Origin of the sequence: Bacillus sp. EKM208B (genome assembly GCF_011800725.1) — a bacterium.
GTDB lineage: Bacteria > Bacillota > Bacilli > Bacillales > Bacillaceae > Bacillus > Bacillus velezensis.
Map to the genome: position 1 here is coordinate 148,763 of NZ_JAANHO010000003.1, position 25,147 is coordinate 173,909.

Consider the following 25,147-nt stretch of genomic DNA (forward strand, 5'->3'; position numbering starts at 1 on the left):
GCACCATGTTATTTATCGACAATCAAAACATAACCGACCCGAGGATCAACCTCGCGATCGAGGAATATTGCGTGAAGCATCTCGACCCTGAACAGACATACCTGCTGTTTTATGTCAATCAGCCGTCGATTATCATTGGGAAGAACCAAAACACAATAGAAGAAATCAATACGAAATACGTAGAAGATAACGGAATCATCGTCGTCCGCAGGCTGTCAGGAGGCGGTGCGGTTTACCATGACCTCGGGAATCTGAATTTCAGTTTTATCACCAAGGATGACGGCGACAGCTTTCACAATTTTAAAAAATTCACCGAACCCGTTATTCAAGCGCTGCGCCAGCTCGGTGTGGAAGCTGAATTAAGCGGCCGAAACGACATCGTCGCGGACGGCAGAAAAATTTCCGGCAACGCTCAATTTTCGACGAAAGGGCGTATTTTCAGCCACGGAACATTAATGCTAGATTCCGCCATTGATCATGTTGTATCAGCCTTGAAAGTGAAAAAGGACAAAATCGAATCAAAAGGCATTAAGTCAATCAGAAGCCGTGTCGCCAACATCAGCGAGTTTCTTGATGACAAAATGACGGCGGACGAATTCAAAAAGCACCTGCTTCACCATATTTTTAATACAAATGATCTTTCCGAAGTGCCGGAATATAAACTGACCGATGAAGACTGGAAAGCGATCCGGAAGATTTCCGAAGAGCGCTATCAAAACTGGGACTGGAATTTCGGAAGGTCGCCCGCATTTAATCTTCAGCATTCGAAACGTTATCCGGTCGGATCGATTGATCTGCGTCTTGAAGTGAAAAAAGGAATCATTCAGGACTGCAAAATTTTCGGTGATTTCTTCGGTGCGAAAGATGTGAGTGAAGTCGAACAGGCACTGACCGGAAAACAGTATGACCGAACCGCTATCAGGGAGGCGCTGGCCGGAATCGATCTGAAACAGTATTTCGGTAAAATAGAGCTGGAAGATTTCCTCGAGCTGATTTATTAGAGCATTTGCCGAACGCATGATTTGAATCAGCGCCCGTTTTTGTGAAATGATAGAACCATAATGTATAGGGAGGGATCATGATGAAAGTATTTCTCATCGGAGCAAACGGACAGATCGGACAGCGGCTGACCGGGCTGTTTCAAAAAGACGGCACGCATACGCTGCGGGCGATGGTCCGGAAACAAGAGCAGAAAGAAGCGCTTCAAGCCGCGGGAACAGAAGCCGTTCTTGCAGATTTGGAAGGAAGCCCGGAAGACATCGCGAAAGCTGCTGAAGGCTGTGACGCGATTGTGTTTACCGCCGGATCAGGAGGAAGCACCGGATACGATAAGACGCTTTTGATTGATCTTGATGGAGCGGCGAAAGCGATAGAAGCGGCAAAGAAAGCCGGCATCAAGCGGTTCATTATGGTAAGCGCCCTTCAGGCTCATAACCGCGGCAATTGGAATGAAGCGCTGAAGCCGTATTACGCCGCAAAGCATTATGCGGATAAAATTCTTGAAGCGAGCGGTCTGACGTATACGATTATCCGGCCGGGCGGGTTATTAAATGATCCCGGCACGGGAAATATCAAAGCCGCGGCCGATTTAGAAAGAGGCTCCATTTCAAGAGACGATGTCGCCAAGACCGTTATCGCATCCCTTGATGAACCGAATACGTATGAAAAAGCATTCGATCTGACGGCGGGCGGCACGCCGGTCAGTGAAGCGCTGAAACAATTATAGTTTCCGGTTTTACGGCACTCGGGGCTTTTTGCCCTTGAGTGTTTTTCTATATTTTTCTATAATAAAAGTGAACGTTTATTCCGGATAAATGAATGACCATTCATTCATTACATTTTTAAAGGGGTGGGAAAATGAATCTGGTTTCCAAATTGGAAGAAACGGCATCGCAGAAACCGGAAAAACCAGCTTGTCTGTTTCAAGATCAGTACATGACGTATGAGGAGCTGGCAGGTAAAATCAAAGCATTTGCAAACGGCTTGGAGGACAGGGGACTGAAAAAAGGGGATCATCTCGCGCTGCTGCTCGGAAATACGCCTGATTTTGTTATTGCGTTTTTCGGCGCGTTAAAAGCGGGAATTGTCGTTATACCTGTTAATCCGGCATATACACCTTCAGAAATCGCATACATGCTGAAAAACGGCGATGTCAAAGCGATCGCCGGCATCGATCTTTTAATTCCCGTATTTGAAAGCCTGCACGGCTCGCTGCCGCTGCTGGAGCATATCATTATCAGCCAGACAGCAGAGAACGCTCCATCGACAGAAGACCCTCAATTGCGCTTAAAAATGACAACGTTTACAAAAATGCTTCGCCCGGCGGAGCGCAGCAGAACTTATCCGACATTGTCAAAAGATGATACTGCCGTCATTTTATACACCTCAGGGACGACCGGAAAACCGAAAGGCGCCATGCTCACCCATCAGAATCTTTTCTCCAATGCAAATGATGTCGCCGGATACTTAGGAATGAATGAGAAAGACAAAATTGTGGCGGCATTGCCGATGTTTCACGTTTTTTGTTTAACCGTTTGTATGAATGCGCCTCTGATGAGCGGAGCGTGTGTCTTAATCGAGCCGCAATTCAGCCCGGCTTCTGTGTTTAAACTGATTAAAAGCCGTCAGGCAACCATTTTTGCCGGCGTTCCGACGATGTATAACTATCTGTATCAATACGAGCACGGCAAGGCGGAGGATTTTGCGTCCGTCAGACTGTGCATTTCAGGCGGCGCCTCCATGCCGGTCGCTCTGTTGCAGACGTTTGAACAAACCTTTGACGTCACCATTCTGGAGGGGTACGGACTTTCTGAAGCGTCTCCGGTTACGTGTTTTAATCCGTTTGACCGGGGGAGAAAGCCCGGGTCGATCGGGACGAATATTTTACATGTCGAAAATAAAGTCGTCGATACACTCGGACGCGAATTGCCCGACCATCAAGTGGGAGAATTGATCGTGAAAGGGCCGAATGTGATGAAAGGCTATTACAAGATGCCCGAGGAGACGGAGCACGCGCTGAAAGACGGCTGGCTGTACACGGGTGATTTGGCGAAACGCGATGAAGACGGTTATTTTTATATCGTCGACAGAAAAAAAGATATGATTCTCGTCGGCGGATACAACGTCTATCCGCGCGAAGTAGAAGAAGTGCTCTACAGCCATGAGGGCATTAAAGAAGCCGTGGTCATCGGCGTTCCTGACGCCAAAACGGGGGAAGCGGTGCATGCTTATATAGTGCCTGGGGACGGTGAGCTGACAGAGCAGGCGGTTTTTGATTACTGTGAAACACATTTGGCAAAATATAAACGGCCGGCGGAAGTGGTTTTTCTTGATGAAATTCCGAAGAACGCGACCGGGAAGCTGCTGAGACGGGCGGTCCGGGACATGCTTCCGAAATGACGGACGAAAAGCGAAGCCGGGGGGCTTCGCTTTTACATGCTGATCCGGTCAGCTCTGTGATTCTTCCTTAATGATGCTTTGCACAAGCTTCGTATCATGCCGGGTCAGTTTGTAATACGTGTTTTTATACTTGTACATCATATAATTGCCGCCTTCTAGCCACATGCTGAATGAATCAAAACGGTCTTCATGGTATTTGACCGTTCCGTCGTAATCGGGAGACACGCTTTTGGTCAGTTTGACTTGTTTTCCTTGGTTCAAGATATCGAGCATATCTTTTACATTCTGCCTGTCTTTAATTTTGATTTCTTTTTTTCCGTGCTCAGACAGAATAATCAGATCTGCGTTGCTTGATGGAAACACATCGCCGGTCCGGCTGTATACATAGAAGAAAGCAATAACCAAAAGGGCGATTACTACAATAAACGCGATTATTTTTTTCATATTCATCACTCCGTCTTTTAGTCTTTCCCGCTTCCTGTTGTTCCATTCTTTTCTGTTGTGAAAAGATTAACATCCGTTTCGGAGGCTTGGTTCTATTTATTTGCATTTATGCTTACAATAGGAGTAAGTCATAAGGCTAAGGAGGGAGACTTCCATGCGCAAATGGATAGCGGCAGCGGGACTTGCCTATGTGCTGTACGGCCTTTTTTTCTATTGGTATTTCTTTATGACAGGAGACTCCGCCGTCCCGGAGGCCGTAAAGGGAACAAAAGCCGATCCGTCCTCGTTTATGGACCCGGGCCGCCTGGCAGCCGCTGAAAACTTTTCAAATGTAAAGGATTTTTTATTTTTCATCGGAGCGCCGTTAGATTGGTTTTTATTTTTTCTGCTGCTCATTACGGGGCTTGCCAAAAAAATAAAGCATTGGCTGGAAGCAGCGGTGCGCTTTCGGGTGCTGCAAATCGTAAGCTTCGTATTTGTGATTTCACTCATCGTTACGGCGGCTTCGCTTCCGCTTGAGTGGATCGGATATCGGGTTTCGCTTGCGTATCATATTTCGACGCAGACAGCAGCAAGCTGGATAAGAGACCATGTCATTGATTTCTGGATCAGCTTTCCGCTGTTTGCCGTGTGTGTGCTTGTGTTTTACTGGCTGATCACAAAGCATACAAAAAAATGGTGGTTTTACGCTTGGTGTCTTACTGTGCCGTTTACCCTGTTTTTGTTTTTCCTGCAGCCGGTCGTGATTGATCCTTTATACAATGATTTCTATCCGCTGAAAGACAAGGAGCTGGAAAGCAAAATTTTGTCGCTTGCCGACAAGGCCGACATTCCGGCCAGCCATGTTTATGAAGTAAATATGTCGGAGAAAACGAATGCGCTGAATGCGTATGTGACGGGAATCGGTTCGAATAAGCGAATCGTTTTGTGGGATACGACGCTTAACAAACTGAAGGATCGGGAAATTTTGTTCATTATGGGGCATGAGATGGGGCACTATGTGATGAAGCACGTGTACATCGGACTGGCCGGGTATCTCCTGCTGTCATTAGCCGGGTTCTATATCATTGACAAGCTTTATAAGCGGCTGTCCAAATTCTTCGGCCGAATGCTTCATATAAAGGGGCCTGAAGATCTGGCCGCCCTCCCGCTGTTATTGCTCCTCATATCCGTTCTCAGTTTTGCTTCTGATCCGATTACGAATGCCGTCTCCAGGTATCAGGAAAACGCCGCCGACCGTTACGGCATCGAGCTGACCGGAAACCGGGAAGCGGCGATTGAGACGTTTCAGGACTTGGCCGATACGGGACTGAGCCGGGTCAACCCGCCGTTTCTCGTCAAAATCTTCAGAGGGAGCCACCCGTCGATCATGGAGCGGATTGAACATGCGGAGGAAGAAAAATAATAAAAAAACCGGCGGGGCCATGGCCGACGCCGGTTTTTTATGTTTTACTGAGCTGCCGCCTGTACGTTGATCAGCCCTTTTCCGTAGTAGAAAGCATCACCAAGTTTTGTAGTGGTGTTTTCTAAACTGCTGCGGACTTGAGTGTTTGTCCAGTTCGGGTGCTTAGAAAGAATCAAAGCAGCCGCTCCGGCAACGTGCGGAGATGCCATTGACGTACCATTGTACGCGCCGTATTTGTTTCCAGGAAGCGTGCTTTGGATAGAGACGCCTGGTGCCATGACATCAAGCTCAGAACCTACGCTTGAGAAAGATGCTCTTTGGTTGCTGCTGTTAACTGCCCCTACCGCAATGACAGAAGGGTATTTACCAGGGTAGCCCACTGTGCTTGAGCTGCCGGAAGTGCCTTCGTTACCGGCTGCCGCTACGACTACGATGCCGGAAGCAACGGCTTTGTCAACTGCCGCTTTTAACGCTGCAGAACCAGAAGGTCCGCCGAGGCTCATGTTAATAACGTCCATATTGTTTGCGATCGCCCACTCAATTCCGTTAATGATCCAGCTGTACTGGCCGGAACCGTCAGCGCCGAGAACTTTTACAGCGTAAAGAGATGCGCTTGGCGCAACGCCTAATACACCGACTGAGTTATTAAGAGCCGCAACTGTACCGGCAACGTGAGTTCCGTGAGAGTTGTTGTCTTGGAAAGGATTTGTTTCAGAAGGAACCATGCTGGCTCCGCCTGCTACCTTTAAATCAGGATGAGAAGAATCGATACCGCTGTCGATAACCGCTACTTTAACATTTGATCCGGTGAAGCCTTGAGAGTGCAGAGCAGGGGCTTTAATCTGTGATACGCCGTAAGGCACGGACTGCGCGTACGCCTGTGCAACGTGATCTTCTTCAACGTAAGCGACGCTAGGGTCTTTTTTCAGCTCTTTTACGGCTTTTTCATTTAATGTAGCTGAAGCTGCGTCTACATATTTGAATTGCTTTTGCACTTTCCCGCCTTTTTCAGAAATGACATCTTTTTTCTTAGCGGCGCTCATCGTGCTCATTGTCTGTTTAAATCCGACAATGTATTTCTTTTCCCCGTTTGATTTCCCTGCCGCCTGGGCAGGAGACGTGCTGCCGAACGCCATCGTAAAGATTAACGCTAAAGCAAACAGCAAACTGATCCATACCTTTTTGCCTCTCACTCTTTATCCTCTCCTTTTTTTCATTTGCAGAACAACCAATAGACAGATTATTCTGTGGATTAATTGTATAGCATGGAATAATATTTTAGTAGACCCAATTTTTTTCAGTTTGTTTTATTTCTATTTAGGTATATCATCTCTCTTTCGTTTAATAGGAACCCGAAATATTTAAATTTTAATGGAAAAAACCGATGGAAGGACATGAGTATTTGTACACAGCCGCGATCGCTCTCTTGTTTGCTGGGTCGAACGGTTTGATTCCATTTTTGGAAGCTGCGGCAAAAACAGGATAAATGTCACCTTTTGTTGAATGCAGAAGTCTGATGGAAACGAAAGCGGAATGAAATAAAGCGGCCGGCATGAATCAGTCTTCGGCTTTCTTGACGGAGAAAAGCTGTGAAACCATTTTATAAAAATAATGATAATGAATATCATTGATACTTATATTGTCAATGATATAATTGCGGAAAAATGAAAGAGGGGGAACAGATGAAACCAATTTTCAGTATGCTGATGATCTTATCCGTTCTCTTCATAACGGGATGCTCAGAACAGGAACATGAAACCGCCGTCAGGCATGATCTAGGGACGGCGCATGTGGCTGCGCACCCGCATCGCATCGCCGTATTGAATGAGGGCTTTATTGATACCCTCCATGATCTCGGCATAAAGCCGGCGGCTGCGGCGGATGACCGGGCAGAGCGAAACGACGGCAGGCCGTCTGTCGGACCCCCGTCACATCCCGATTTGAAAAAGATCACTTCGTTAAAACCCGATCTCATCATTGCTGACTCAAGCCTTCACAAGGGGATATACGATGAGCTGACAAAGATCGCTCCGACAATCGCTTTACAAAATGAAGCTGCGGATTATCAGGATGCGGTTGACGCTGCCCTTACTATTGAAAAGGCGGTCGGTAAAGATGGCATCATAGAGAAACAATTGTCGGCCCAGGAAGAAAAGCTGAATGACATCAAAAGAAAGCTGGATGCAGAAGGCGGCACGATTTTATTAATTGACGCTGCAAATGACAGCATTTCCGTAAAGGATGACCGGTTTTTCACATCCCGGCTTTTGACGCTCGCAGGGTTTACATATGCGGTCCAGACGGATTCCGGCGGGAAATCAGACTCTATCAAAATGACGCCCGGGCAGCTTTTGCATATCGATCCTGATTACATCGTACTGTTGGACGGTGAGAAAGAACTCGAAAAAAATCACCTTTGGAAACAGCTGACAGCCGTAAAAAACGGACACGTTTACCGCGCGGACAGGGCGGTATGGACGGAGCGCCGGAGCATTGACGGTGCGGACGCCATATTACATGATCTTCAGAAAAAAATGCTCGCCAAAAAGGCCCAAAACTGAATTCGGGCCTTTTTGTTATGATTCTGATAGGTGGTTGCTTATATTGTAATCTTTGACGCGCCACTTATTTTCAATTCGTTCGATATTGCTCAGGCACGCATTGACAAGCTTTGCGTTTTGTATGTCGGTATCACCGTCAGAAATGGCGGACAAGAGGGCGTGAATGGCTGCGCCGTGAGCGACGATCAGTACTTTTTGCTCAGGAAACCGCTCCTGAACTTTCACTAAACCGGCAAGCATTCTGTCTGTCAGCTCTTCTGCTGTCTCCATATTCGGGTAGTTTTTATCCGGGTAGCGCTTCGACCGTTCCGGTAAGGACATTCCTTCCGCATCACCGTAGCTCCGTTCTCTGAAATCTTCCATGACAACAATGGGAAGATTCAAAAACCCGTTAATAATGTCAGCTGTTTTTCTGGCCCGTTTCATCGGGCTTGAGACGATGACATCCCATTCGGACCCCTTTAAGTACTCTCCTGTTTCTTTCGCCTGACGCTCTCCCGTCGCATTTAACGGAATATCCGATTTGCCTTGAAGCTTCTTTTGGGCATTCCAATCAGTCTCTCCATGTCTTACTAAACAAACGGCAGTCATAAAGTCTCCACTCCGATCATTTTTTATCGATATCATCTATTATACTGCCGTTACGTTAACACTTCAAAGAGAAGCGCCAGTCCGACTCCGCCTCCGCTGCCGATCGCTGCTGCTGCGTAGCGGGCATCCGGGCGTCTTTTTGCTTCATAAAAAAGCCGGGTGACAAGCGCCGCCCCGGAAGCCCCGTACGGATGCCCGACGGCCAGAGCGCCGCCCCGGACATTTATTTTAGAATACGGCACTTGAAGCTGCTGTGAAAAAACGCATATTTTGACGGCAAACGCCTCGTTGATTTCGTATATATCAATATCATCCGGTGACAGGTTCCGTTCCTTCAAAAGCTTTTTGACGGCATAAACCGGGGCTGCTGACGGATAATGCGGATGGACGCCGCTTACCGCGCTTCCGATAAAACGCAATCTTGGCTTTAAACCGAGAGACCGCGCTTTTTGTTCTTCCATCACACAAACTGCCGCCGCCCCATCAGAAATTCCGCAGCTGTTGGCGGCGGTGACAGAGCCTCCGGACTGAAAGACGGGTTTGGCACGGGAGATGAGAGGCTCCATGTTCCGCTTTTTCAGCATGTTTTCGTCAGCGGCGAATCCGTGACAGGGAAGAATTTCCCGGCGGTACAAGCCGTCTTCGTGCGCTTTGACGCTCCGTTCATAGCTGAGAAGGGCATATTCGTCCTGCATCTTTCTCGTTACGCCGTAAGCCTGTGCCGTATACTCGGCTGCTATGCCCATATCAGGATCGCCGATGTGTTCAGGAGAAAAGCGCGCCCGGGATGAGAAAGGGGAACGGCTGCTGCTCTCCGCTCCTCCCGCGATGTACGTGCTCCCCGCGCCGGCTTTAACAAAGTGGCACGCGACCCTCACGGCGTCCAGTCCGGAGCCGCACTGTCTGTCGATGGTCGTACCGGACACGCTCAAAGGAAGTCCGGCGGCCAAGGCTGACAGCCGGGCGAGATTCCCGTCGCGGCCCGTCGCGTTTCCGATCAGGACTTCATCAATGCCTTCGGGCATGTTCCGGCTCAAATGGCGAATCAGCGGAGCTGCCAAATCTTCTGGGAGACAGTCTTTTAACAGGCCGTTTTCCCGGGCGAAAATCGTCCGTTTCGCATCCGTAATTACAGCTTCCATTCCATCATGTCCTTTGCCTGCTTTTGTACGGCGGCACGGGCGATCTTTCCGCCGGCTGTTTCCGGTATTTCTGAAAACAGCCACTTTTTCGGGATTTTATATGCCGCCAGCTGCTCGCGGCACTGTTTCTTCAGTTCCTTTACATTTGCATGTCCGTCGATCACCGCAACGGCGATGCTGCCCCAATAATCATCAGGAATGCCGATGACTGCCGCTTTTCTGACGCCCGGACAGCGGTTGAGCACACGTTCTATCTCTTCAGGGAATACATTCAGGCCGCCTGATACGATCATCCCGTTTTCACGTCCTTCGATATAAAGATAGCCTTCACGATCGATATATCCCATGTCATCAACCGTCATCCAGCCGGAATCATCAGATTTTGCGCCGTTGATGTATCCGGAAAATTTCATCGGGCTGTTCACAAAAATCTTCCCCGTTTCGCCCGGCATGCAGCGTTCTCCGCCGGGCCGGCGGATTTCGATTGTAACATTTTCAAACGGGCGGCCCGCCGCGTCAGGCTTTCGGGCGCTGTCTTCAGGCGATAAGAACGCCACGAAACTCAGCTCGGACGTTCCGTAAAAATCGTACAACCGCAAATGGGGATAGCGCTCTGACAGCGCTTGTTTAGACGAAGCGGGCCAGTCTGCACCGGAAGAAATCACCTTGAGCGGTGTATCCGGAAACGCCTCTAGTGAGAGCAGGGCGTCCGTCATTGTCGGAACGGTATATAGAACGTCAGCTTGTCTGAGCCGGTCTTTCATTCCGGCCGGATTGAATTTTCTTTGAAGGATGACGGTTCCGCCGATAAACAAAGTGCTGACGGCGCCGTATAAAAAATGTGACGAGCGAAGCGTGCCCGGTACCAACACTTTGTCATCAGGGGAAATGCCGAATTCACGTTTCGTACAAGAAAAGCTCTCCAGCCACGAACGGTGAGAGCGGGTGAAGGCTTTCGGCTTACCGGTCGATCCCGAGGTGAATCCGGTATAAAAGGGCAGGCCGGCGTTTTCGATAAAAGCGCCTTCCGTTTTTTCCGCCTCGATCAAAGGCCTGCATTCATCCCACAGGATGACAGGCGTTTTGACGCCGTCCAGTCTGCCGCTCAGCCGGCGGTCACAGATGACGAGGTCGGTTTTGCTGATGTTCAGCTGGTCCGCGAGTTCCGCCGCTGCAGAGCGGGGATCTAACGGAACCGCCGTGCAGCCGGCATGCGCCGCGCCTGCGAAAAGTTGTAAAAATGGGATGCCGTTCGGCAGTAATATTGCAATGTTTTCGGGCTTATCTATAAGGCTGCCAAGCCAGTTTGCGGTTTGGTTTACCAGCCTGTTCCAAGTTTGATAGTTGATCTGTTCTGTTTCTGTCTGAATTGCGATCTGTTCCGGCGCTTGTCCGGCTGTATCTGAATATGATGATGTAATCATGACGACTAAAATCAGCTTCCTTTCGTCGGCAAAAGCCGGCTTGCTTGAAGAGTTTTTCTGATTCTTACGGCTGCGAATGAGGCTGCGGCCGCTTTAAGCAGATCTCCGGGCACATAGATGAGGCTGAGCTTTACGGCAGTCAAGATATCAATGTGCATTATAAAAGCCTGAACGGGAATGCCGATGACATACAAAAACAGCACGCCGAACAAGAACTGTCTGATAAACAAATGGGGGACAGCAGCTGAGCGAAGGCCTTGGATGCTGAGGCTCAGAAGTAATGCCGCCAGCGGATATGCGATGAGATATCCGGCGCTCGGCCCGAAAAAAACCCCGAACCCGCCTCTGCCGCCTGAAAGGAGAGGCGCTCCGCATGCCACAATCAGCAAAAAAAGCAATTGGCTTAAAAACGCCGCTTTCGGTTTTAGGATGCTTCCCGATAAGAGCACACCGATCGTCTGGAGCGTAATCGGAACCGGCGTAAAAGATAAGAAAAGCGGCGGGAGCAGCCCCAAAAGTCCCATAATAGCGGTAAACACGGCAATATGCATCATTTCTGTCAATTTCATTATGTATTCCTCCAGCTTATCAAAATATGTTTATACAATAAAGCGAGTCTTTATATATGTCAACTCTATTATATTTTAAGTTAACATTAAAAAGACCGGCCCTTTATGAAAAAGGCCGGTCGGTTTATCTTTATTCTTCTGTAAGGATAACAAGTGAATCAACGGATGATGCAACGTGGGAAACGGCGCGGCTGACTTCTTGAAGGCCGCCGAGAAAGGCCTGCAAATCAACGTCGATTTTGCCTGTCTGGTCTTTGCTCGTTTTCATGCTTTGGACGATGTCATCAAACAGACGGTTGATCTGCGTCATTTTTTCTTTCGTTTCACTTACAAGTCCGTTGACATCTTTAATATGTTTGGACACGATGTTGATTTGTGTATTGGTGTTGTTCACGAGCTCTGATACGGTGGAAACGGTTTTTTTCGTATCCTCTGAAAGCTTTCTTACCTCCGTCGCCACAACGGCGAACCCTTTGCCGTGCTCTCCGGCTCTCGCGGATTCTATTGAAGCGTTGAGCGACAGGAGATTCGTTTGCTCGGCGATCCCCGTCACGATGCCGAAGATTTTTTCGATCTGCTGGGCGATGTCATTCAGCTTGTCCATTTCTTCTTCAATCTGCAGAAGGCTGGCGTCGATTTTATTCATCTGCTTCTGCTGGCTTTCAAGCTCTTTTTTCCCGCCGATTGATTTTTCTTCGACATGTACGGAAGTGACGGTGCCGGCTTTTGACGCCTCGGAAATGCCCTCGGATTTATCGACCAGCTCCTGCACGGCTCTGCTCGTTTCTGAAAACAAATCAGCGAGTGATCCGGATGTTTCCTGGATTTTTTGATGAAGACGGGCTTTCTTTTCCTCTTGTTCGTCACGCTGGCAGTTATATTCGCTCTGGAATGCTTCAAGGACGAGCTGCTGTTCAAGATTCAATATTTTCGTCGTCGCTTTGATCGCTTTTAAAAGCTCATGCAAATCCGGAATTGCTGCTTCATATATGTTCATCATCGACAGAAGCAGATCCTGAAACGCTCCCATATACCATTTCGGTTCAAGGCCGATCCGCAAGTGGATGGAAGCAATGCGCTGTCTTTTTTCAATGAATTCATCATCAATCGTGCCGGCGAACATCTCATGGATATGACGCCGTAATGTTTTTTTCAGGCGCTCCACCGTGCTGTGGTCGTTAATGATCGTCATTAATGACTTTTCGTGATCCAGGTTTCGGTAAAAGGAATCGACGATTGTTGAGATATGTTCTTTAATTAACGGCTGCAGCTCTTCAAGCACATGAAGTTCTTCGTTTCCGAGCCTGACCATTTTTAGCTGTTTTTGGACATCTGCATATTGATTTGAAAGCGCGATGCGTTTTTTTCCATCGGCTTCTGAAAAATAAGCTGTTTCTTTTTTGCGGTCTTTTTTAAATAACAATATAAGTTCCCCCAGATATTCTCTTTTTCTTTTTATCGGTATGGAAGGAACTTGAATGAAGGAATCTGATAAAAATATTTTAATGCGGAAAAAAATAAAACCATTCGTACAGAATGGTTTAGTCAATCTTGGCTGAGGCGCTTCAGCGGCTTGATGGCGGGACCTTCGGCAACCCCGCCGTCAGGTGTGAACCGGGACCCGTGACAAGGACAGTCCCACGTCCGTTCGCCGTCATTCCATTCGACCTCACAGCCCAAATGGGTGCATGTCGTATCGACAAGATGCAGACAGCCTTTTTCATCTTTATAGGCGCCGGCCCGTTTGCCGTTTACCGTTACGATTTTTCCCTCCCCGGGCCGAAGAGTCTCAGGTGAAGCGTCCGGCCTCTCAAGTTTGCCCGAGATAAGGTGTTTGGCCACGTCGGCATTATAAGAAATCAGTTTTTTCAGTCCCGGATCTGCGTGGAAGCGTGACGGAATAAACAGGCCGGAAAACGGGTTCTTTTTGTTTTGAATATGATCAGCCAAAAGCTTCGCGGCGAGCGCTGAGCTTGTCATGCCCCATTTTTTAAAACCGGTCGCCGCCAAAATATGTTCTTCATCGCCCGAGATGGGACCGATGAACGGAATTTTGTCAATGGTGACAAGGTCTTGTGCAGACCAATGATATGGGATGCTTTCAACTCCGATTGTGTCTTCCGCAAATTGTTTCAGTGCTTCGTAATGCTCGGACATTTCTTTTCCTTGGCCTGTTTTGTGGCTTTCGCCGCCGACAAGAACCAGTTTTTCACCGTTCAAATCGGTGTATCGCAGTGATCTGGACGGCTTGTCTATGCTGAGATACATCCCGTCCGGATACGCTTGTTTCGGTTTTACCGCGAGTACGTAGGATCTGCTGGCATACATTCTGGCGGCGTAAAGCCCGCCTCCGTCATAAAAAGGAAAGTGGGAAGAGCAGACAATGTAGCTGCACTTGATGCCGTGTCTGTTTTTCGTGACCACTTCCGGCTGCGGTTCTTTTTTTATGTCGATCGCAGCCGTCTGTTCAAAAATCCGCGCCCCGTTTTTAACGATCTCTTTGACGAGCGCCGCGCCATATAAAAGCGGATGGAATTGCGCCTGATTCTTCATGGCGAGGCCGAGCCTGCAATCAACAGGGACGGGAAGTTCTTTCACAAGCTCGTGTTCAATACCGAGCTTGGTATAAGCTTCCTGCTCACTGCGGATTTTTTTGGCGCCTGATTCTGTATTGGTGTAAAGATATGCGTCTTGTTCAATCAGTCTGCAGTCAATCGAAAGGTCCTTGATGATCTGCTTCATGTCTTCCATGGCGCGGAGATGGGCTTCGAAATACAGCCTTGCGCTGGTCTGTCCGATCTGCTGAATAAGATCGGCATAGATGAAATCATGCTGGGCGGTGATTTTTGCGGTCGTGCCCGCGGTCGTCCCGTTTAAAATCCGGTCTGCTTCAATGACAGCGACACGGAAACCTCTTTTCGTCAGTTCATATGCCGTTGTCAGGCCCGTAATTCCTCCGCCGATAACCGCAACGTCACATTCCGTATCTTCAGTGAGGGCGGGAAAGGAAGGAATGTCAGCTGTCGCTTTCCAATAGGAAGCCGGTTCCTCGTTTGAAAAAGTAGTCAATTCAGATTTACCTCCTCTGTTGTATATTCTTAATTTTTCCAATAAGACTCTGTTCATACATGAAATTCGTATAAGTTGCTCAAATTACTCATAATATAGTAATTAATGTAAAGGAGTGATCAAAATGGCTAATCAGAAGAAGAAAACCTTGCCGCCGCAGCATCAAAACCGGCAGCCGGGCTTTGAATATGTAATGGACCCGCGCCCCGTTTTTGACAAACCGAAAGCGGCGAAAAAACTTGAAGGGAAAACGGCGATCATCACGGGCGGAGACAGCGGGATCGGCCGCGCCGTATCCGTTTTATTCGCGAAGGAAGGCGCTAATGTGGTCATCGTTTACTTTGATGAGCATCAGGATGCCGAAGAGACGAAGCAATATGTAGAAAAAGAGGGGGCGAAGTGTCTGCTGATCGCAGGGGATGTCGGCGACGAAGCCTTCTGCAACGATGTCATCCGCCAGGCGGGCCAAGCCTTTCCTTCCATTGACATCCTGGTCAACAACGCGGGGGAGCAGCACGTGCAGCCGGGGATTGAGAAAATCACGAGCCACCAGCTCATCAGAACGTTTCAGACGAATATTTTTTCAATGTTTTACTTAACGAAAGCCTCGCTCCCTCACCTGAAAAAAGGAAGTTCAATTATTAATACGGCCTCCATTACCGCCTATAAAGGCCATAAAACATTGATTGACTATTCAGCGACAAAAGGGGCGATCGTCACGTTTACAAGATCTCTTTCCCAATCTCTTGTCACTCAGGGCATCAGGGTAAACGCAGTGGCGCCGGGGCCGATCTGGACGCCGCTGATCCCGGCGAGCTTCTCGGCGAAGGAAGTGGAAGTCTTCGGCTCAGACGTGCCGATGCAGCGCCCGGGAGAGCCTGTTGAAGTGGCGCCGAGCTATTTGTACCTAGCAAGCGATGATTCTTCCTATGTCACGGGACAGACGATTCATGTGAACGGCGGCACCATCGTAAACGGATAATGTAAAAAAAGCCAATCCATATGGATTGGCTTATTCACTCTGTTTGAGTGCGGCATATTCTTTTGAAAGCGTGAGGAACGCTTCTTTATTTTTATCATCAAGCGCCTTATTAATCTGCATTGTCAGCATGGCGATCCGGCGTTTATACAAGGATTCATCAAGCACCATTTGAATGTAAATATCGGCCATTGTCACATCGAATTCGTTTGCTTTTTGCGTGTTGCGGGACTTCATGAGCTCAGTGTACGACTTTTTCTCTTTCATAAAGAATCCCCCCAATGCCTTTTTTATAGTATATGGATAACGGCCGGAAAAATCAATTAATTTTTATAATCTTTAGACAACTAATACTTGGAAATATATCGACATATCCTGCAAATTGACGAAAAAACAAAAATGATCATTGTATAATGAGGTGAAATGAAAAAGAAAAATAATATTTAAATAGTAATTTAAGACTAAATTACATCTTTAAAAGGTGATTTTTAGCTATATTCGAAAAAAACCTGTCGTTTTCCAATGACAGATGATAGATTATTAGTATAAATTTTCAAGAAAAGGATTGGAGGCTGCACATCATGTGCCAGAAAACACACGCACCCTTAGAAAGCTACGAAGTAAATCGTTCAACCATCGCTGTTTTGCCTGAGGAAATAGACGGTAAAATGGGGTCGAAGGTCATTGAAAAAGACTGCATTCTGTATGTCAGCATGAAGCCGATTCACATCATCGACAGAAGCTGCCGCTACTTTGGCTCCAGCTATGCCGGGAGAAAAGCGGGAACATATGAAGCGATTAAAATTTCTCACAAGCCGCCGATTATGGTGGACCCTTCAAATCACATCTTTTTATTCCCTACACTTTCTTCTGCAAGGCCTCAATGCGGCTGGATATCGCATGTGCACGTTAAAGATTTTCAACCGACGGCATTTGATGATACAGCGGTCACGTTCTCAAACGGCAAAACGATGGAACTGGAAGTATCCTATCATTCTTTTGAAAATCAGGTTTACAGAACCGCCTATCTCAGAACCACTTTTCAGGACAGGATGGGCAGCCATATCCCGAAGCGGCAGGAATTCATGCTGTATCCGAAGGAAGAGCGGACAAGAATGATCTACGACTTTATTTTGCGGGAGCTGGGGGAGAGATATTAGAGAAAGCTGTGATGTGAAGGGACGGGTCCTCTCCTTTTGGGGAGGGCTTTTTTCGATTTACATGCCCGGGCAGAGTTGTATCGTGTCCGTCTGTTGGCTATGATGATGTAAAGAGTAATGATATTTCATTTTAGGAGAGATGGGCATGGATGTGTTTGCAAAATATGTATCAGGAATCGATAACCCGGATCACCGTCTCAAAGCAGAGGAAATTTTGTCGTGGACGGCTGGCCAATTTCCGAACTTAGAAGCGCAGATCAAGTGGAACAAACCGACATTTACCGATCACGGCACCTATATCATTATGTTTGCCGCGGCAAAAAATCATTTGAGCATTTTACCTGAAAAAGAGACGATGGAGCATTTTGCCGATGACATCGCTCAAGCCGGGTACAGCGCTTCTTCGCGCCTGTTCAGAATTCGATGGACTGATCCGGTGCACTATGATCTGCTTAAGAAGATCATCGAATTTAACATCAAGGAAAAAGCTGAAAATCCGGGGTTTTGGCGCTAGCGGACGTGATGTTGAAGGAGGAAGACATGGACGTTTTCAAAGACTATTTATCAAGTATCGACAGCCCTGATCATCGTCTGCGAATGGAGGAAATCCTCTCGTGGACGGCTGACCAATTTCCGAACTTAGAAGCGCAGATCAAGTGGAACACGCCGATGTTTACGGATCACGGCACCTTTATTATCGGCTTTGCGGCAGCAAAGCATCATGTAAGTGTTTCCCCCGAAGAAGCGGGAATTGCGCATTTTGCCGACGACATTGCCCGTGCCGGCTACAGCGCTACTTCCCGTTTGTTCAGAATTCAATCGACTGAACCGGTACATTATGAGCTGCTTGAACGCATGATTCAATTCAATATTCAGGATAAGGCGGACTGCTCAGCATTTTGGCGGAAATAATGAAAGAAATGTTAAAAAAACAACCCTGAGGAGGGCTGTTTTTTTATTGGAAACACATGATCAGCCCATTTTAATCAAGAAGCAATGGATGACGTACTATAAAAAATAAGGAGTACGAAGCAGTGAATGAATTTTATAAGGCGTTAACATATGTAAATAAAATTTTTTATGAACCAAATCACTTAACGATACATGATATTCAAGAAGAAGCTCAAAACTCAGAGTATGGGGCCGGTATGTTTCAACTGCATTCAAAGTCAGTTCGATTCAGAGTCGCAAAAATAACGCCTAACAAGATAGGACAGTTTGTTGCTTTTTGGGAAAAAGATGGAGATGGTAAAAACCAAGCCTTTTCATATGAAAAAACTGCTGATTTATTGGTTATCAATACTTTTGCCGGTAATAATCATTTTGGACAATTTGTTTTTCCAAAAGAAGTTCTTGTAAAGCAAAATATCCTTAAAACAGCCGCTGCAAAAGGAAAAATGGCAATTAGAGTTTACCCTGAATGGGAAAATCCCACTAGCAAACAAGCTATCAAAACACAAAAATGGCAGTTGGCATATTTTGTTGAGGCGAACGATGCAGATCGTTTTCCAGCACAAGACCTGTTAAAGCTATATTCTAACTAAAATTGGACAGCCCTGAGCCGGCTGACAGTATGTGAAGTTAACCGGTGCGTGAGTTGGAGAATAACGGGGAACCTCAACAAATGAGGTTCCTCTAATTGTTATATAGAAATCGACATTTTGAATGTAACAGAGTTTGTTTATTAAACGTCATCCGAAAAATAAGGGATTTGCGTATCCGGCAGACCCTCACGAAACGCACGATGTCAGAAATCGTGCGTTCAACATTCTTTATTTGACGACAGACATGCTGACGCTGCTGCCTGACACTGTCAATTTGGCAAAATCCTGTGTATCAATCACAGGGGTGACTGCTTTATTGTCGATCGAGATGTTCGTAAAGGCTGTTGAGAAGTTTGATTTGATGTAAGGGCGCTGATCCTCTGATGTGACCGCGACGGTGGCGAGCGCTTTCCATTTTGAGACAGAGCCTACATTTGTTTGGGCGAGTTCTGAGATGATGCGGCCGGTGTATCCGTCATTATTCGTGCCCCAATATGTGGCGCGGGTATTGCCGTTCAGATTTTTGTAAATGGTCAGCTGTACGGTGCTGCCGGGCCGGAAGCCTTTCGTATAGGTGAATTGGCTTTCTCCTTCCAGATACCGGACCTGGCCTTGCCCCTTTGAACCGACTTTCATGATCGGTTTCCATACATGATAGGTGTCACTGTACTGAAGCCCGATATCAGCCTCTGTGCCTCCGGTAAATCCTGAGTAAATATAGGCTGTCCCATTTGACACCTGAATCGAGCTTGGAAGCTGAATTTTCGTGACGAGAACTGAGCCCGTGCTGTTCAGGTAGGCCCTTCCGCCGATTCCTTTGCTGAGCTGGGACGCCGCTTCCGCCGTATTGGGACTGATCACCCCCGGAATATCCGCCGTACATGCGCCGAATAGAACGGCTGTAGTGAGCACACCCGCAAGAAGCCCTTTTTTCATCATCATTTCTCCTCCTATCATCATAGTCAGATAGCGCTATCAATTCATATTATAAAAGGTTTTGGGAAAAATTCCATAAAAGATATACGGGCGGACGTAAATTAAAACTATTTTCCTATTTATCTTGTAAATGGAGATTATTTGAACTATGATATGTTCAGCAATACAGCATGATTCAGGAAAGGGGATAGGATAGAAATGAAAAAGACGGCAGCTGTGCTTTTGTCTTTCGGTCTGGTGTTCGGTTGTTCATACGGAGCGGGGCAGACGGCAGAAGCGAAAACAAAGGTAAAAACGTATCAAAACTGCAAGGCGCTGAATAAGGTGTATAAGGGCGGTGTGGCCAAATCGTCGAAAGTGAAAAACAAGGGCGGCAGAACAAAGTACAAGCCGTATGTATCAAAAGCGCTTTACAATGCAAATAAAAGACTTGACCGAGATAAAGACTATATTGCATGTGAGAAATAAAAAAACAAGCCTCTTTAAAGAGGCTTGTTTTTTTAAATGGATTCGGCGGTGACGGCGGTTCCGTATCCGATTAATTCGGATGTGTTCTGTCCTGCGGTCAGTTCGAACCGCAGGCCGACGATGGCGTTCGCTCCGAGCTGCTCCGCCTCTCTGATCAGGCGCTCTTTCACCGCTTTTTTGGAGTCTTCCAGCATTTCAGTATAGCTTTTCAATTCGCCGCCGACGACAGATTTTAAGCCTGCAAGCAAGTCTTTGCCGATGTGTCTGGACTGGACGATACTGCTTGTCACCAAGCCTTTCACTTCTGTAATCTGTTTTCCGGCGACAGTTTCGGTCGTTGTCATGATCATGCGTTTTTCCCCTTTCGTGTATCTTACCGCTATCTTACCATTTAAGCCGCCTTTTCGGCTGCGCTGATTTGTTTTTTTCTGACTGCGGCGCTGACTGCAAACATGACGGCAATGTTCAGAACCAGTGCGATGATGCCTGTATTCATATCCTTAACGATCTGCGGAAGAAACGGAAAGAGGGTTCCGATGGTTGATTCGGTCAGCGTAATGAAGGCTACCGTTCCGACCCCGGCCGTTATGCCGGCAAAAGCGCCGTGGCTTGTGATGAAACGCCGCTTCGGCAGGCTGAATAAGAGGGCGGGGAAAAGCTGGGTGACAAGGCTGTAGCCCATTAAAAGCAAGGTGACGATGGTATTTCCGCCTTTCAGCGTAAAATATACGGATATCAGCGCGATGACGGGTACGGCGTATTTTGCGAGCCGTGAGACTTTTTCGTCAGTCGTGCCGGGCAGAATGGCTTTGTACACATTTTTGGCGAACAGCGTGCTTGAGGCCATTAATATCATTGAACCGGGTACAAGCGCCGTCAGAATGCCCGCCGATCCGATCAGTCCGACAAACCAGGGATCAAAGGTTTTCACAGACAGCTTTAATAAGGCGAGATCCGTATCCGCCCCTTTTAAACCGGGCACCTGCAGAATCGCCGCAAATCCGGTAAAGATGACAAACAGCAGGACGAGCTGATAAAGAGGCATGATGATTGCGTTTTTCCGAAACACCCGCGGATGCTCCGCCGAATAGGAAGCGGCAAATGTATGGGGCCACATATAAAAGCCGAGGGCGGTCAGCAAAACCGTTGAGCTGAACCAGGAAACGCTCTGTCCGGTTTCCGGTAGCGTGAGAAAACCGGGTTTTGCGGCGTCAATTTGTTTGAACATTTCCGTAAACCCGCCATAGTAATGAATGGGCAAATAAATGCCTAAATACAGGACGATGCCTAAAATCATGATATCTTTAACGACGGATATCCACGCTGAACCGTGGATTCCTGATATCATCACATAAATCGTGATGGAGACAGCGCCGATCCAGACAGCGGCTGAGGGCGGAATCTGTCCGTATGACGTTGCTGAAACAATTAATCCGAGCCCTTTCAGCTGCAGGACGAGATAGGGGATGAGGGATGCGATGCCGACGAGCGATACGAGAATGCCGAGGAGCGGGCTGTTGTATTTTGAAATAAAAAAATCTGATTGCGACATCAGTTTGTGTTGTTTGGCGTAAGTCCACACGGCTGGCAGAAGCCAATATGACAAAATGTAGGCAAGGCAGCCGTACGCGATAATATAAAAGGCGGGGCCTCCTTTTCCGTAAGCCCATCCGCTTCCGCCGAGGAATGTAAAGGTCGTGTATATTTCTCCCGCCATTAATAAAAAGACAAACATCGTGCCGAAGCCGCGTCCGCCCACTGTCCATTGTTCAAGGTCCATATTTTTTCCTTTTCGGGCCCGGATTCCGAGATATACACAAAACAGGAGCACGACGGCCATTACGGGAAATGCTGCGTTCATTCCGCCTCACCCGCCTTGTTTTCTTTGTCCAATTTGTAAACAGCGGCCATCAGAACGGAAGTCAGCACCGCCCAGATGACGACATACGCGAGAATGAAAGGCATTCCGAAAACATAAGGCGTCACCCGGTTGGCAAATGGAATGCCGGCGAGAATTCCGAAAAAGGGCAGGGCGGCGAGAACATGAATCAGTTTCATAACATTCCTCCTTTTCATTGGAAACAGCGTGTCCCGATTATAAAGAAAATCATGTCGAATGTATAGTGCGAATAGTCTGAAATTTATTGACTGAAAAGGAAAAGCAGTCCCGGCTGCTTTTTAAATGGTCGCAAGAGACAGGTAATATTCCAATAAGGCGGTTACCTGTTCCCGTATTCTCGGGTTGAAATAACGGTGTTTTTCTTCATAGCCGTTAATGGTGCATATATAAAGCGTAAATGCTTCGTCTCTTTCCGCTTCGTATAGTTTAATTTTACGCTTTCTTAACTCTTTTCGAACATCACTCAAATCCTTTTGTGCTAATTTTAAAGAGCAGCCGATAAGCTGTTTATAGGGTTGTTTTAATTTGAACGGGCACGAATCAAGCGCTTCGAGGTCCCGGTTCAGGATGGCAGCCGCCATGGGCAGAAACAGCCCTTTTTCGATGAGATCGCGGGTGCCGCTCCGGATGTCAGGCATAAATACTCCTTCTTTCTTAAAAAAGAGAACGTTTGTTCTTATTTTATACTCGCTTACACGATATTTCAAGGCGGAAAATCTCGTAAACATTTTCGTTTTTTGGAGATAATGTGTAGAATATGGATAGACAAACTCGTTAAGGAGTATAAACGTTGGAGCATTTTTTATCATATTTGACTGAGGAACAGCTGACGGAATGGTTCCAAAGCTATAGAGCTTTCGGCCCGGCGGCTGCGGCTGCACTGCCTTTTATTGAAGCGTTTCTTCCGTTTTTGCCGCTCGTTGTATTTGTGGTGGCGAATACGAATGCATTTGGTTTGTGGGAAGGTTTTTTTCTGTCGTGGCTCGGGTCTGCGGCAGGATCGATACTGATGTTTTATGCCGTCCGCCGTTTCGGACAGAAAAGAGCTTTCGGTTTCATCCGCAGGCATCAGACCATAAGGCGGATGATGCTCTGGGTTGAGCGGCACGGTTTCGGTCCGCTGTTTATTTTACTTTGCTTCCCCTTTACGCCGTCCGCTGCGGTTCATATCGTTGCCGGTCTGTCACGGGTGAGGGCGCTGCAGTTTATATCAGCAGCCGCTATGGGGAAAATGGTCATGATCTTTATGATCAGCTTTATCGGGTATGATCTTCACGCACTCATGACACAGCCTTTCAGGATGGCGGGCGCCATAACGGTGATCGCGGTGCTGTGGTATGCCGGAAAGCATATCGAACGGCGTTTACAGACGAGAATCAGTCAGCATGAGAAAGACGGAGGGAGACAGGAATCTTGAAAAAACGATTTTGGTTTATAGCCGGCGTGCTTATCGTTGTTTTGGCCATACAATTAAAGAATGCCATTTTTATTGATTATAAAGTCGAAGGAATCAGCATGAATCCGACCTTTAAACAAGGAAATGAGCTGATGGTCAACAAGTTTTCCCATCGTTACAAAACGATCCGCCGTTTCGATATTGTTCTGTTTAAAGGCCCGCACCGCAAAGTGCTGATCAAACGAGTCATCGGGCTCCCAGGCGAGTCAATTGCATACAGGGAGGATCAGCTGTATGTGAATGGAAAACGGGTGGCGGAACCGTTTTTAAAACCGTTAAAGTCATCATTGTCCGCCGGGAGCCATGTGACCGGTGATTATACGCTGAAGGAAACGACCGGGCGCAAAAGTATACCGAAGGGACAATACTTTGTTATTGGCGACAACCGCATATACAGCCTCGACAGCCGTCATTTCGGTCCGATTAAGGATAAAGACATTGTCGGAGTCATCAGTGAATCAGACGCCAAGTGAACGGCGTCTTTTTTTTCGGAAATGATTGTCAAAAAGCAGAGGAAAGACTATAATGAAAATTGTTACGCGCGAAACAAAAAAGAAGCGTTTTATTTTTGGTGATATTGTTACGTGTGTAACAAAAAATATGAAAGAGGACTGATGAGATGAAAACACAGACTGCCATTATCGGGGGAGGTCCGGTCGGGCTTATGCTTGCATCAGAACTGGCGCTGGCCGGAGTGAAAACGACTGTCATTGAACGATTGAAGAAGACGGTGCCATATTCCAAAGCGCTTATCATGCATCCGCGCACACTTGAGCTTTTTGCCATGAGGGGCATATTGGAACGCTTTTTGGAAAAAGGGACGAAGGTGTCTTCCGGCCATTTTTCCATGCTGGATACACGGCTGGATTTTTCTCGGCTGGATACGAAGCAGAATTATTCGTTAATGCTGCCTCAGGCAGAAACGGAGCGGATTTTGGAGGAGTATGCATCAAGTCTCGGCGCAGACATCATCCGCGGGGCGGAAGCGGTGGCTGTCATCCAGACGGATGACGGAGTGGAGACGGTGTTCCGGGACGAAAGCGGTATCCGCACTCTTCACAGCTTTTATGCAGCGGGTACAGACGGAGCGGGGAGCATTGTCAGGAAACAGGCGGGCATCGCTTTTTCGGGCACTGATGCCGACTTAACAGGAACCCTCTGTGATGCCGCTTTGAAACATCCGCCCGAATCTTCCTTTTTGTCAACGTGCCGCCTGGAGGGATCGGTTGTGATTGTCCCTCTTACGGACGGACTTTTCCGCGTCCTGATCATTTCTCCGCACGCTCCGCAAAAGCGGAAGGAAGAGCCGGTCACTGAAAATGAGCTGAAAGAAGACCTGCAGCGGATATGCGGCACTGATTTCGGATTGAGTGATCCGGTATGGATGTCGCGGTTCGGCAATGCCGAGCGTCAGGCCGAACAATACCGCTCCGGCCGGGTTTTTGTGGCCGGTGATGCGGCGCACATTCATTTTCCCGCAGGCGGCCAAGGCCTGAACACGGGGCTTCAGGATGCCTTCAACCTCGGCTGGAAGCTGGCGGCGCAAATGAAGGGAAAAGCGGCGCCTCATCTTCTGGACAGCTATCATCAGGAAAGGCACAGCACAGGAAAAGAAGTGTTGCACAATATAAAAACCCAGATAAAGCTCATGGATTTTACCGAGTCGGGTATGGCATTAAGAGAAACGATGACCGCTTTGCTGGATTTTCAGGAGTCCAACCGTTTATTGGCGGGAAAAGTATCCGCGCTTGATCTGCATTATGAACCGGATGCGGAGCTGCCGCCGCATACCCTGAACGGAAAACGCCTGCCGGATATCGAATTGACCCTTCATGACGGGCGGCCGGCCCGGCTGTATGATTTTCTTCATAAGGGCGCCTTTGTGCTTCTGTCATTAAGAGGGAGCATTCCCGCCGGTATTGATACGGACAGCGTGGCAGCTGTCAGGGCGGATCTTGCTGAAACACGTGCCGATTGGGATGACGTCCACACCGTTTTAATCCGGCCGGACGGCCACGCGGCATGGGCAGCCGGCGGCTCGGGACGTGAAGCGGAAGAAGCCGTTCTGGCCGGTTTGGAGAGATGGGGGTTCATCTGATA

General features: G+C 47.8%; 28 protein-coding genes and 1 pseudogene. 14 read left to right on the forward strand and 15 right to left on the reverse strand.

What is annotated here, in order from left to right:
* Positions 1-5 precede the first annotated feature (5 nt).
* The 3 genes from lplA to G9F75_RS06160 all read left to right on the forward strand — a co-directional run bounded on the left by lplA (position 6) and on the right by G9F75_RS06160 (position 3,399).
* Positions 6-1,001 carry a lipoate--protein ligase gene (gene lplA / locus G9F75_RS06150; RefSeq protein WP_003155205.1) on the forward strand — a complete coding sequence of 332 codons (996 nt, stop codon included), beginning with the start codon at positions 6-8 and terminating at the stop codon, positions 999-1,001.
* An 80-nt stretch (positions 1,002-1,081) separates the two neighbouring features.
* Positions 1,082-1,726 (forward strand): SDR family oxidoreductase, encoded by a 645-nt coding sequence (locus G9F75_RS06155; RefSeq protein WP_017417391.1) that lies wholly within the window; start codon positions 1,082-1,084, stop codon positions 1,724-1,726.
* 131 nt (positions 1,727-1,857) lie between these two features.
* On the forward strand, positions 1,858-3,399 hold the full coding sequence (locus G9F75_RS06160; protein WP_007409202.1) for a fatty acid--CoA ligase family protein: 1,542 nt from the start codon (positions 1,858-1,860) through the stop codon (positions 3,397-3,399).
* A gap of 48 nt (positions 3,400-3,447) precedes the next feature.
* Here the strand turns inward: G9F75_RS06160 and G9F75_RS06165 are convergent, their stop codons facing one another.
* On the reverse strand, positions 3,448-3,843 hold the full coding sequence (locus G9F75_RS06165) for a YhfM domain-containing protein (RefSeq protein ID WP_007409201.1): 396 nt from the start codon (positions 3,841-3,843) through the stop codon (positions 3,448-3,450).
* A 154-nt stretch (positions 3,844-3,997) separates the two neighbouring features.
* Here G9F75_RS06165 and G9F75_RS06170 point away from each other — a divergent pair, with 154 nt between their 5' ends.
* Positions 3,998-5,248: a M48 family metallopeptidase gene (locus tag G9F75_RS06170; protein ID WP_003155197.1), complete on the forward strand. Its 1,251-nt coding sequence runs from the start codon at positions 3,998-4,000 to the stop codon at positions 5,246-5,248.
* A gap of 44 nt (positions 5,249-5,292) precedes the next feature.
* On the opposite strand, the gene G9F75_RS06175 is transcribed toward G9F75_RS06170, so the two are convergent.
* Positions 5,293-6,441, reverse strand: coding sequence for a S8 family peptidase (locus tag G9F75_RS06175; RefSeq protein ID WP_014417349.1), 1,149 nt, complete (start codon positions 6,439-6,441; stop codon positions 5,293-5,295).
* A 489-nt stretch (positions 6,442-6,930) separates the two neighbouring features.
* Here G9F75_RS06175 and G9F75_RS06185 point away from each other — a divergent pair, with 489 nt between their 5' ends.
* The gene (locus tag G9F75_RS06185) at positions 6,931-7,809 is read left to right on the forward strand and encodes an ABC transporter substrate-binding protein (protein ID WP_061862039.1); all 879 of its coding nucleotides are present in this window, start codon (positions 6,931-6,933) and stop codon (positions 7,807-7,809) included.
* Between the two features lie 15 nt (positions 7,810-7,824).
* Here G9F75_RS06185 and G9F75_RS06190 read toward each other — a convergent pair whose 3' ends face one another.
* From G9F75_RS06190 to G9F75_RS06215, 7 genes and pseudogenes are all read right to left on the reverse strand, one after another.
* Positions 7,825-8,400, reverse strand: coding sequence for a histidine phosphatase family protein (locus tag G9F75_RS06190; RefSeq protein WP_103527012.1), 576 nt, complete (start codon positions 8,398-8,400; stop codon positions 7,825-7,827).
* A 50-nt stretch (positions 8,401-8,450) separates the two neighbouring features.
* Positions 8,451-9,542 (reverse strand): acetyl-CoA C-acyltransferase, encoded by a 1,092-nt coding sequence (locus G9F75_RS06195; RefSeq protein WP_167408973.1) that lies wholly within the window; start codon positions 9,540-9,542, stop codon positions 8,451-8,453.
* Positions 9,530-10,966 (reverse strand): acyl-CoA synthetase, encoded by a 1,437-nt coding sequence (locus tag G9F75_RS06200; RefSeq protein ID WP_053285071.1) that lies wholly within the window; start codon positions 10,964-10,966, stop codon positions 9,530-9,532. Before G9F75_RS06200 ends, G9F75_RS06195 begins: the two co-directional genes overlap by 13 nt.
* 11 nt (positions 10,967-10,977) lie before the next feature.
* Positions 10,978-11,535, reverse strand: a complete 558-nt coding sequence (locus G9F75_RS06205) for a biotin transporter BioY (protein WP_014304743.1) — start codon at positions 11,533-11,535, stop codon at positions 10,978-10,980.
* Between the two features lie 130 nt (positions 11,536-11,665).
* The gene (locus tag G9F75_RS20285) at positions 11,666-12,181 is read right to left on the reverse strand and encodes a methyl-accepting chemotaxis protein (RefSeq protein WP_369719112.1); all 516 of its coding nucleotides are present in this window, start codon (positions 12,179-12,181) and stop codon (positions 11,666-11,668) included.
* 243 nt (positions 12,182-12,424) lie between these two features.
* Positions 12,425-13,084, reverse strand: a pseudogene (locus G9F75_RS20290) (protoglobin domain-containing protein); the annotation flags it as partial.
* Positions 13,081-14,604, reverse strand: coding sequence for an FAD-dependent oxidoreductase (locus G9F75_RS06215; protein WP_014417355.1), 1,524 nt, complete (start codon positions 14,602-14,604; stop codon positions 13,081-13,083). The gene G9F75_RS06215 and the pseudogene G9F75_RS20290, both read right to left, overlap by 4 nt.
* A gap of 124 nt (positions 14,605-14,728) precedes the next feature.
* Between G9F75_RS06215 and G9F75_RS06220 the strand changes: the two genes are divergently transcribed.
* Complete coding sequence (locus tag G9F75_RS06220) at positions 14,729-15,586, forward strand: SDR family oxidoreductase (RefSeq protein ID WP_072177103.1); 858 nt, start codon at positions 14,729-14,731, stop codon at positions 15,584-15,586.
* 30 nt (positions 15,587-15,616) lie between these two features.
* On the opposite strand, the gene G9F75_RS06225 is transcribed toward G9F75_RS06220, so the two are convergent.
* Complete coding sequence (locus tag G9F75_RS06225; RefSeq protein WP_007610478.1) at positions 15,617-15,850, reverse strand: IDEAL domain-containing protein; 234 nt, start codon at positions 15,848-15,850, stop codon at positions 15,617-15,619.
* A 314-nt stretch (positions 15,851-16,164) separates the two neighbouring features.
* Between G9F75_RS06225 and G9F75_RS06230 the strand changes: the two genes are divergently transcribed.
* The 4 genes from G9F75_RS06230 to G9F75_RS06245 all read left to right on the forward strand — a co-directional run bounded on the left by G9F75_RS06230 (position 16,165) and on the right by G9F75_RS06245 (position 18,287).
* Positions 16,165-16,743 (forward strand): competence protein ComK, encoded by a 579-nt coding sequence (locus tag G9F75_RS06230; protein WP_003155179.1) that lies wholly within the window; start codon positions 16,165-16,167, stop codon positions 16,741-16,743.
* Positions 16,744-16,888: 145 nt separating this feature from the next.
* On the forward strand, positions 16,889-17,257 hold the full coding sequence (locus tag G9F75_RS06235) for an iron chaperone (RefSeq protein WP_012117235.1): 369 nt from the start codon (positions 16,889-16,891) through the stop codon (positions 17,255-17,257).
* 26 nt (positions 17,258-17,283) lie between these two features.
* Entirely contained in the window at positions 17,284-17,655 is a 372-nt protein-coding gene (locus G9F75_RS06240; RefSeq protein WP_100261684.1) for an iron chaperone, read from the forward strand.
* A 122-nt stretch (positions 17,656-17,777) separates the two neighbouring features.
* Positions 17,778-18,287, forward strand: a complete 510-nt coding sequence (locus tag G9F75_RS06245) for a MepB family protein (RefSeq protein ID WP_021494944.1) — start codon at positions 17,778-17,780, stop codon at positions 18,285-18,287.
* 228 nt (positions 18,288-18,515) lie between these two features.
* Here the strand turns inward: G9F75_RS06245 and G9F75_RS06250 are convergent, their stop codons facing one another.
* The gene (locus tag G9F75_RS06250; protein ID WP_021494945.1) at positions 18,516-19,226 is read right to left on the reverse strand and encodes a YrpD family protein; all 711 of its coding nucleotides are present in this window, start codon (positions 19,224-19,226) and stop codon (positions 18,516-18,518) included.
* A gap of 195 nt (positions 19,227-19,421) precedes the next feature.
* On the opposite strand from G9F75_RS06250, the gene G9F75_RS06255 reads away from it, so the two are divergent.
* Positions 19,422-19,691 carry an excalibur calcium-binding domain-containing protein gene (locus G9F75_RS06255; RefSeq protein WP_003155168.1) on the forward strand — a complete coding sequence of 90 codons (270 nt, stop codon included), beginning with the start codon at positions 19,422-19,424 and terminating at the stop codon, positions 19,689-19,691.
* A gap of 32 nt (positions 19,692-19,723) precedes the next feature.
* Here G9F75_RS06255 and G9F75_RS06260 read toward each other — a convergent pair whose 3' ends face one another.
* From G9F75_RS06260 to G9F75_RS06275, 4 genes are all read right to left on the reverse strand, one after another.
* Positions 19,724-20,041 (reverse strand): YbjQ family protein, encoded by a 318-nt coding sequence (locus G9F75_RS06260; protein ID WP_003155166.1) that lies wholly within the window; start codon positions 20,039-20,041, stop codon positions 19,724-19,726.
* A gap of 41 nt (positions 20,042-20,082) precedes the next feature.
* Positions 20,083-21,552 carry a sodium:solute symporter family protein gene (locus tag G9F75_RS06265; protein ID WP_021494946.1) on the reverse strand — a complete coding sequence of 490 codons (1,470 nt, stop codon included), beginning with the start codon at positions 21,550-21,552 and terminating at the stop codon, positions 20,083-20,085.
* Complete coding sequence (locus tag G9F75_RS06270; protein ID WP_007409181.1) at positions 21,549-21,749, reverse strand: DUF3311 domain-containing protein; 201 nt, start codon at positions 21,747-21,749, stop codon at positions 21,549-21,551. The genes G9F75_RS06265 and G9F75_RS06270 overlap by 4 nt, the downstream gene beginning before the upstream one ends.
* A gap of 120 nt (positions 21,750-21,869) precedes the next feature.
* Complete coding sequence (locus tag G9F75_RS06275) at positions 21,870-22,229, reverse strand: YhjD family protein (protein ID WP_017417407.1); 360 nt, start codon at positions 22,227-22,229, stop codon at positions 21,870-21,872.
* Positions 22,230-22,381: 152 nt separating this feature from the next.
* Between G9F75_RS06275 and G9F75_RS06280 the strand changes: the two genes are divergently transcribed.
* The 3 genes from G9F75_RS06280 to G9F75_RS06290 all read left to right on the forward strand — a co-directional run bounded on the left by G9F75_RS06280 (position 22,382) and on the right by G9F75_RS06290 (position 25,145).
* Entirely contained in the window at positions 22,382-23,008 is a 627-nt protein-coding gene (locus G9F75_RS06280; protein WP_094032923.1) for a TVP38/TMEM64 family protein, read from the forward strand.
* Positions 23,005-23,520 carry a signal peptidase I gene (gene lepB, locus G9F75_RS06285; protein ID WP_003155158.1) on the forward strand — a complete coding sequence of 172 codons (516 nt, stop codon included), beginning with the start codon at positions 23,005-23,007 and terminating at the stop codon, positions 23,518-23,520. Before G9F75_RS06280 ends, lepB begins: the two co-directional genes overlap by 4 nt.
* Positions 23,521-23,666: 146 nt before the next feature.
* Positions 23,667-25,145, forward strand: a complete 1,479-nt coding sequence (locus G9F75_RS06290; RefSeq protein WP_121984147.1) for a monooxygenase — start codon at positions 23,667-23,669, stop codon at positions 25,143-25,145.
* Positions 25,146-25,147 lie beyond the last annotated feature (2 nt).

Excerpts from the sequence above, each read along its gene's own strand:
- G9F75_RS06160 (WP_007409202.1), top strand. The coding sequence starts at position 1,858 with ATGAATCTGGTTTCCAAATTGGAAGAAACGGCATCGCAGAAACCGGAA.
- G9F75_RS06195 (WP_167408973.1), bottom strand. The coding sequence starts at position 9,542 with ATGGAAGCTGTAATTACGGATGCGAAACGGACGATTTTCGCCCGGGAA.
- G9F75_RS06275 (WP_017417407.1), bottom strand. The coding sequence starts at position 22,229 with ATGCCTGACATCCGGAGCGGCACCCGCGATCTCATCGAAAAAGGGCTG.
- G9F75_RS06220 (WP_072177103.1), top strand. The coding sequence starts at position 14,729 with ATGGCTAATCAGAAGAAGAAAACCTTGCCGCCGCAGCATCAAAACCGG.
- G9F75_RS06190 (WP_103527012.1), bottom strand. The coding sequence starts at position 8,400 with ATGACTGCCGTTTGTTTAGTAAGACATGGAGAGACTGATTGGAATGCC.
- G9F75_RS06170 (WP_003155197.1), top strand. The coding sequence starts at position 3,998 with ATGCGCAAATGGATAGCGGCAGCGGGACTTGCCTATGTGCTGTACGGC.
- G9F75_RS06250 (WP_021494945.1), bottom strand. The coding sequence starts at position 19,226 with ATGATGAAAAAAGGGCTTCTTGCGGGTGTGCTCACTACAGCCGTTCTA.
- G9F75_RS06200 (WP_053285071.1), bottom strand. The coding sequence starts at position 10,966 with ATGATTACATCATCATATTCAGATACAGCCGGACAAGCGCCGGAACAG.
- G9F75_RS06235 (WP_012117235.1), top strand. The coding sequence starts at position 16,889 with ATGGATGTGTTTGCAAAATATGTATCAGGAATCGATAACCCGGATCAC.
- G9F75_RS06225 (WP_007610478.1), bottom strand. The coding sequence starts at position 15,850 with ATGAAAGAGAAAAAGTCGTACACTGAGCTCATGAAGTCCCGCAACACG.
- G9F75_RS06205 (WP_014304743.1), bottom strand. The coding sequence starts at position 11,535 with ATGAAATTGACAGAAATGATGCATATTGCCGTGTTTACCGCTATTATG.
- G9F75_RS06255 (WP_003155168.1), top strand. The coding sequence starts at position 19,422 with ATGAAAAAGACGGCAGCTGTGCTTTTGTCTTTCGGTCTGGTGTTCGGT.
- lplA (WP_003155205.1), top strand. The coding sequence starts at position 6 with ATGTTATTTATCGACAATCAAAACATAACCGACCCGAGGATCAACCTC.
- G9F75_RS06265 (WP_021494946.1), bottom strand. The coding sequence starts at position 21,552 with ATGAACGCAGCATTTCCCGTAATGGCCGTCGTGCTCCTGTTTTGTGTA.
- G9F75_RS06240 (WP_100261684.1), top strand. The coding sequence starts at position 17,284 with ATGGACGTTTTCAAAGACTATTTATCAAGTATCGACAGCCCTGATCAT.
- G9F75_RS06270 (WP_007409181.1), bottom strand. The coding sequence starts at position 21,749 with ATGAAACTGATTCATGTTCTCGCCGCCCTGCCCTTTTTCGGAATTCTC.
- G9F75_RS06230 (WP_003155179.1), top strand. The coding sequence starts at position 16,165 with ATGTGCCAGAAAACACACGCACCCTTAGAAAGCTACGAAGTAAATCGT.
- G9F75_RS20285 (WP_369719112.1), bottom strand. The coding sequence starts at position 12,181 with ATGAATAAAATCGACGCCAGCCTTCTGCAGATTGAAGAAGAAATGGAC.
- G9F75_RS06260 (WP_003155166.1), bottom strand. The coding sequence starts at position 20,041 with ATGATCATGACAACGACCGAAACTGTCGCCGGAAAACAGATTACAGAA.
- G9F75_RS06165 (WP_007409201.1), bottom strand. The coding sequence starts at position 3,843 with ATGAAAAAAATAATCGCGTTTATTGTAGTAATCGCCCTTTTGGTTATT.
- G9F75_RS06185 (WP_061862039.1), top strand. The coding sequence starts at position 6,931 with ATGAAACCAATTTTCAGTATGCTGATGATCTTATCCGTTCTCTTCATA.
- G9F75_RS06155 (WP_017417391.1), top strand. The coding sequence starts at position 1,082 with ATGAAAGTATTTCTCATCGGAGCAAACGGACAGATCGGACAGCGGCTG.
- G9F75_RS06290 (WP_121984147.1), top strand. The coding sequence starts at position 23,667 with ATGAAAACACAGACTGCCATTATCGGGGGAGGTCCGGTCGGGCTTATG.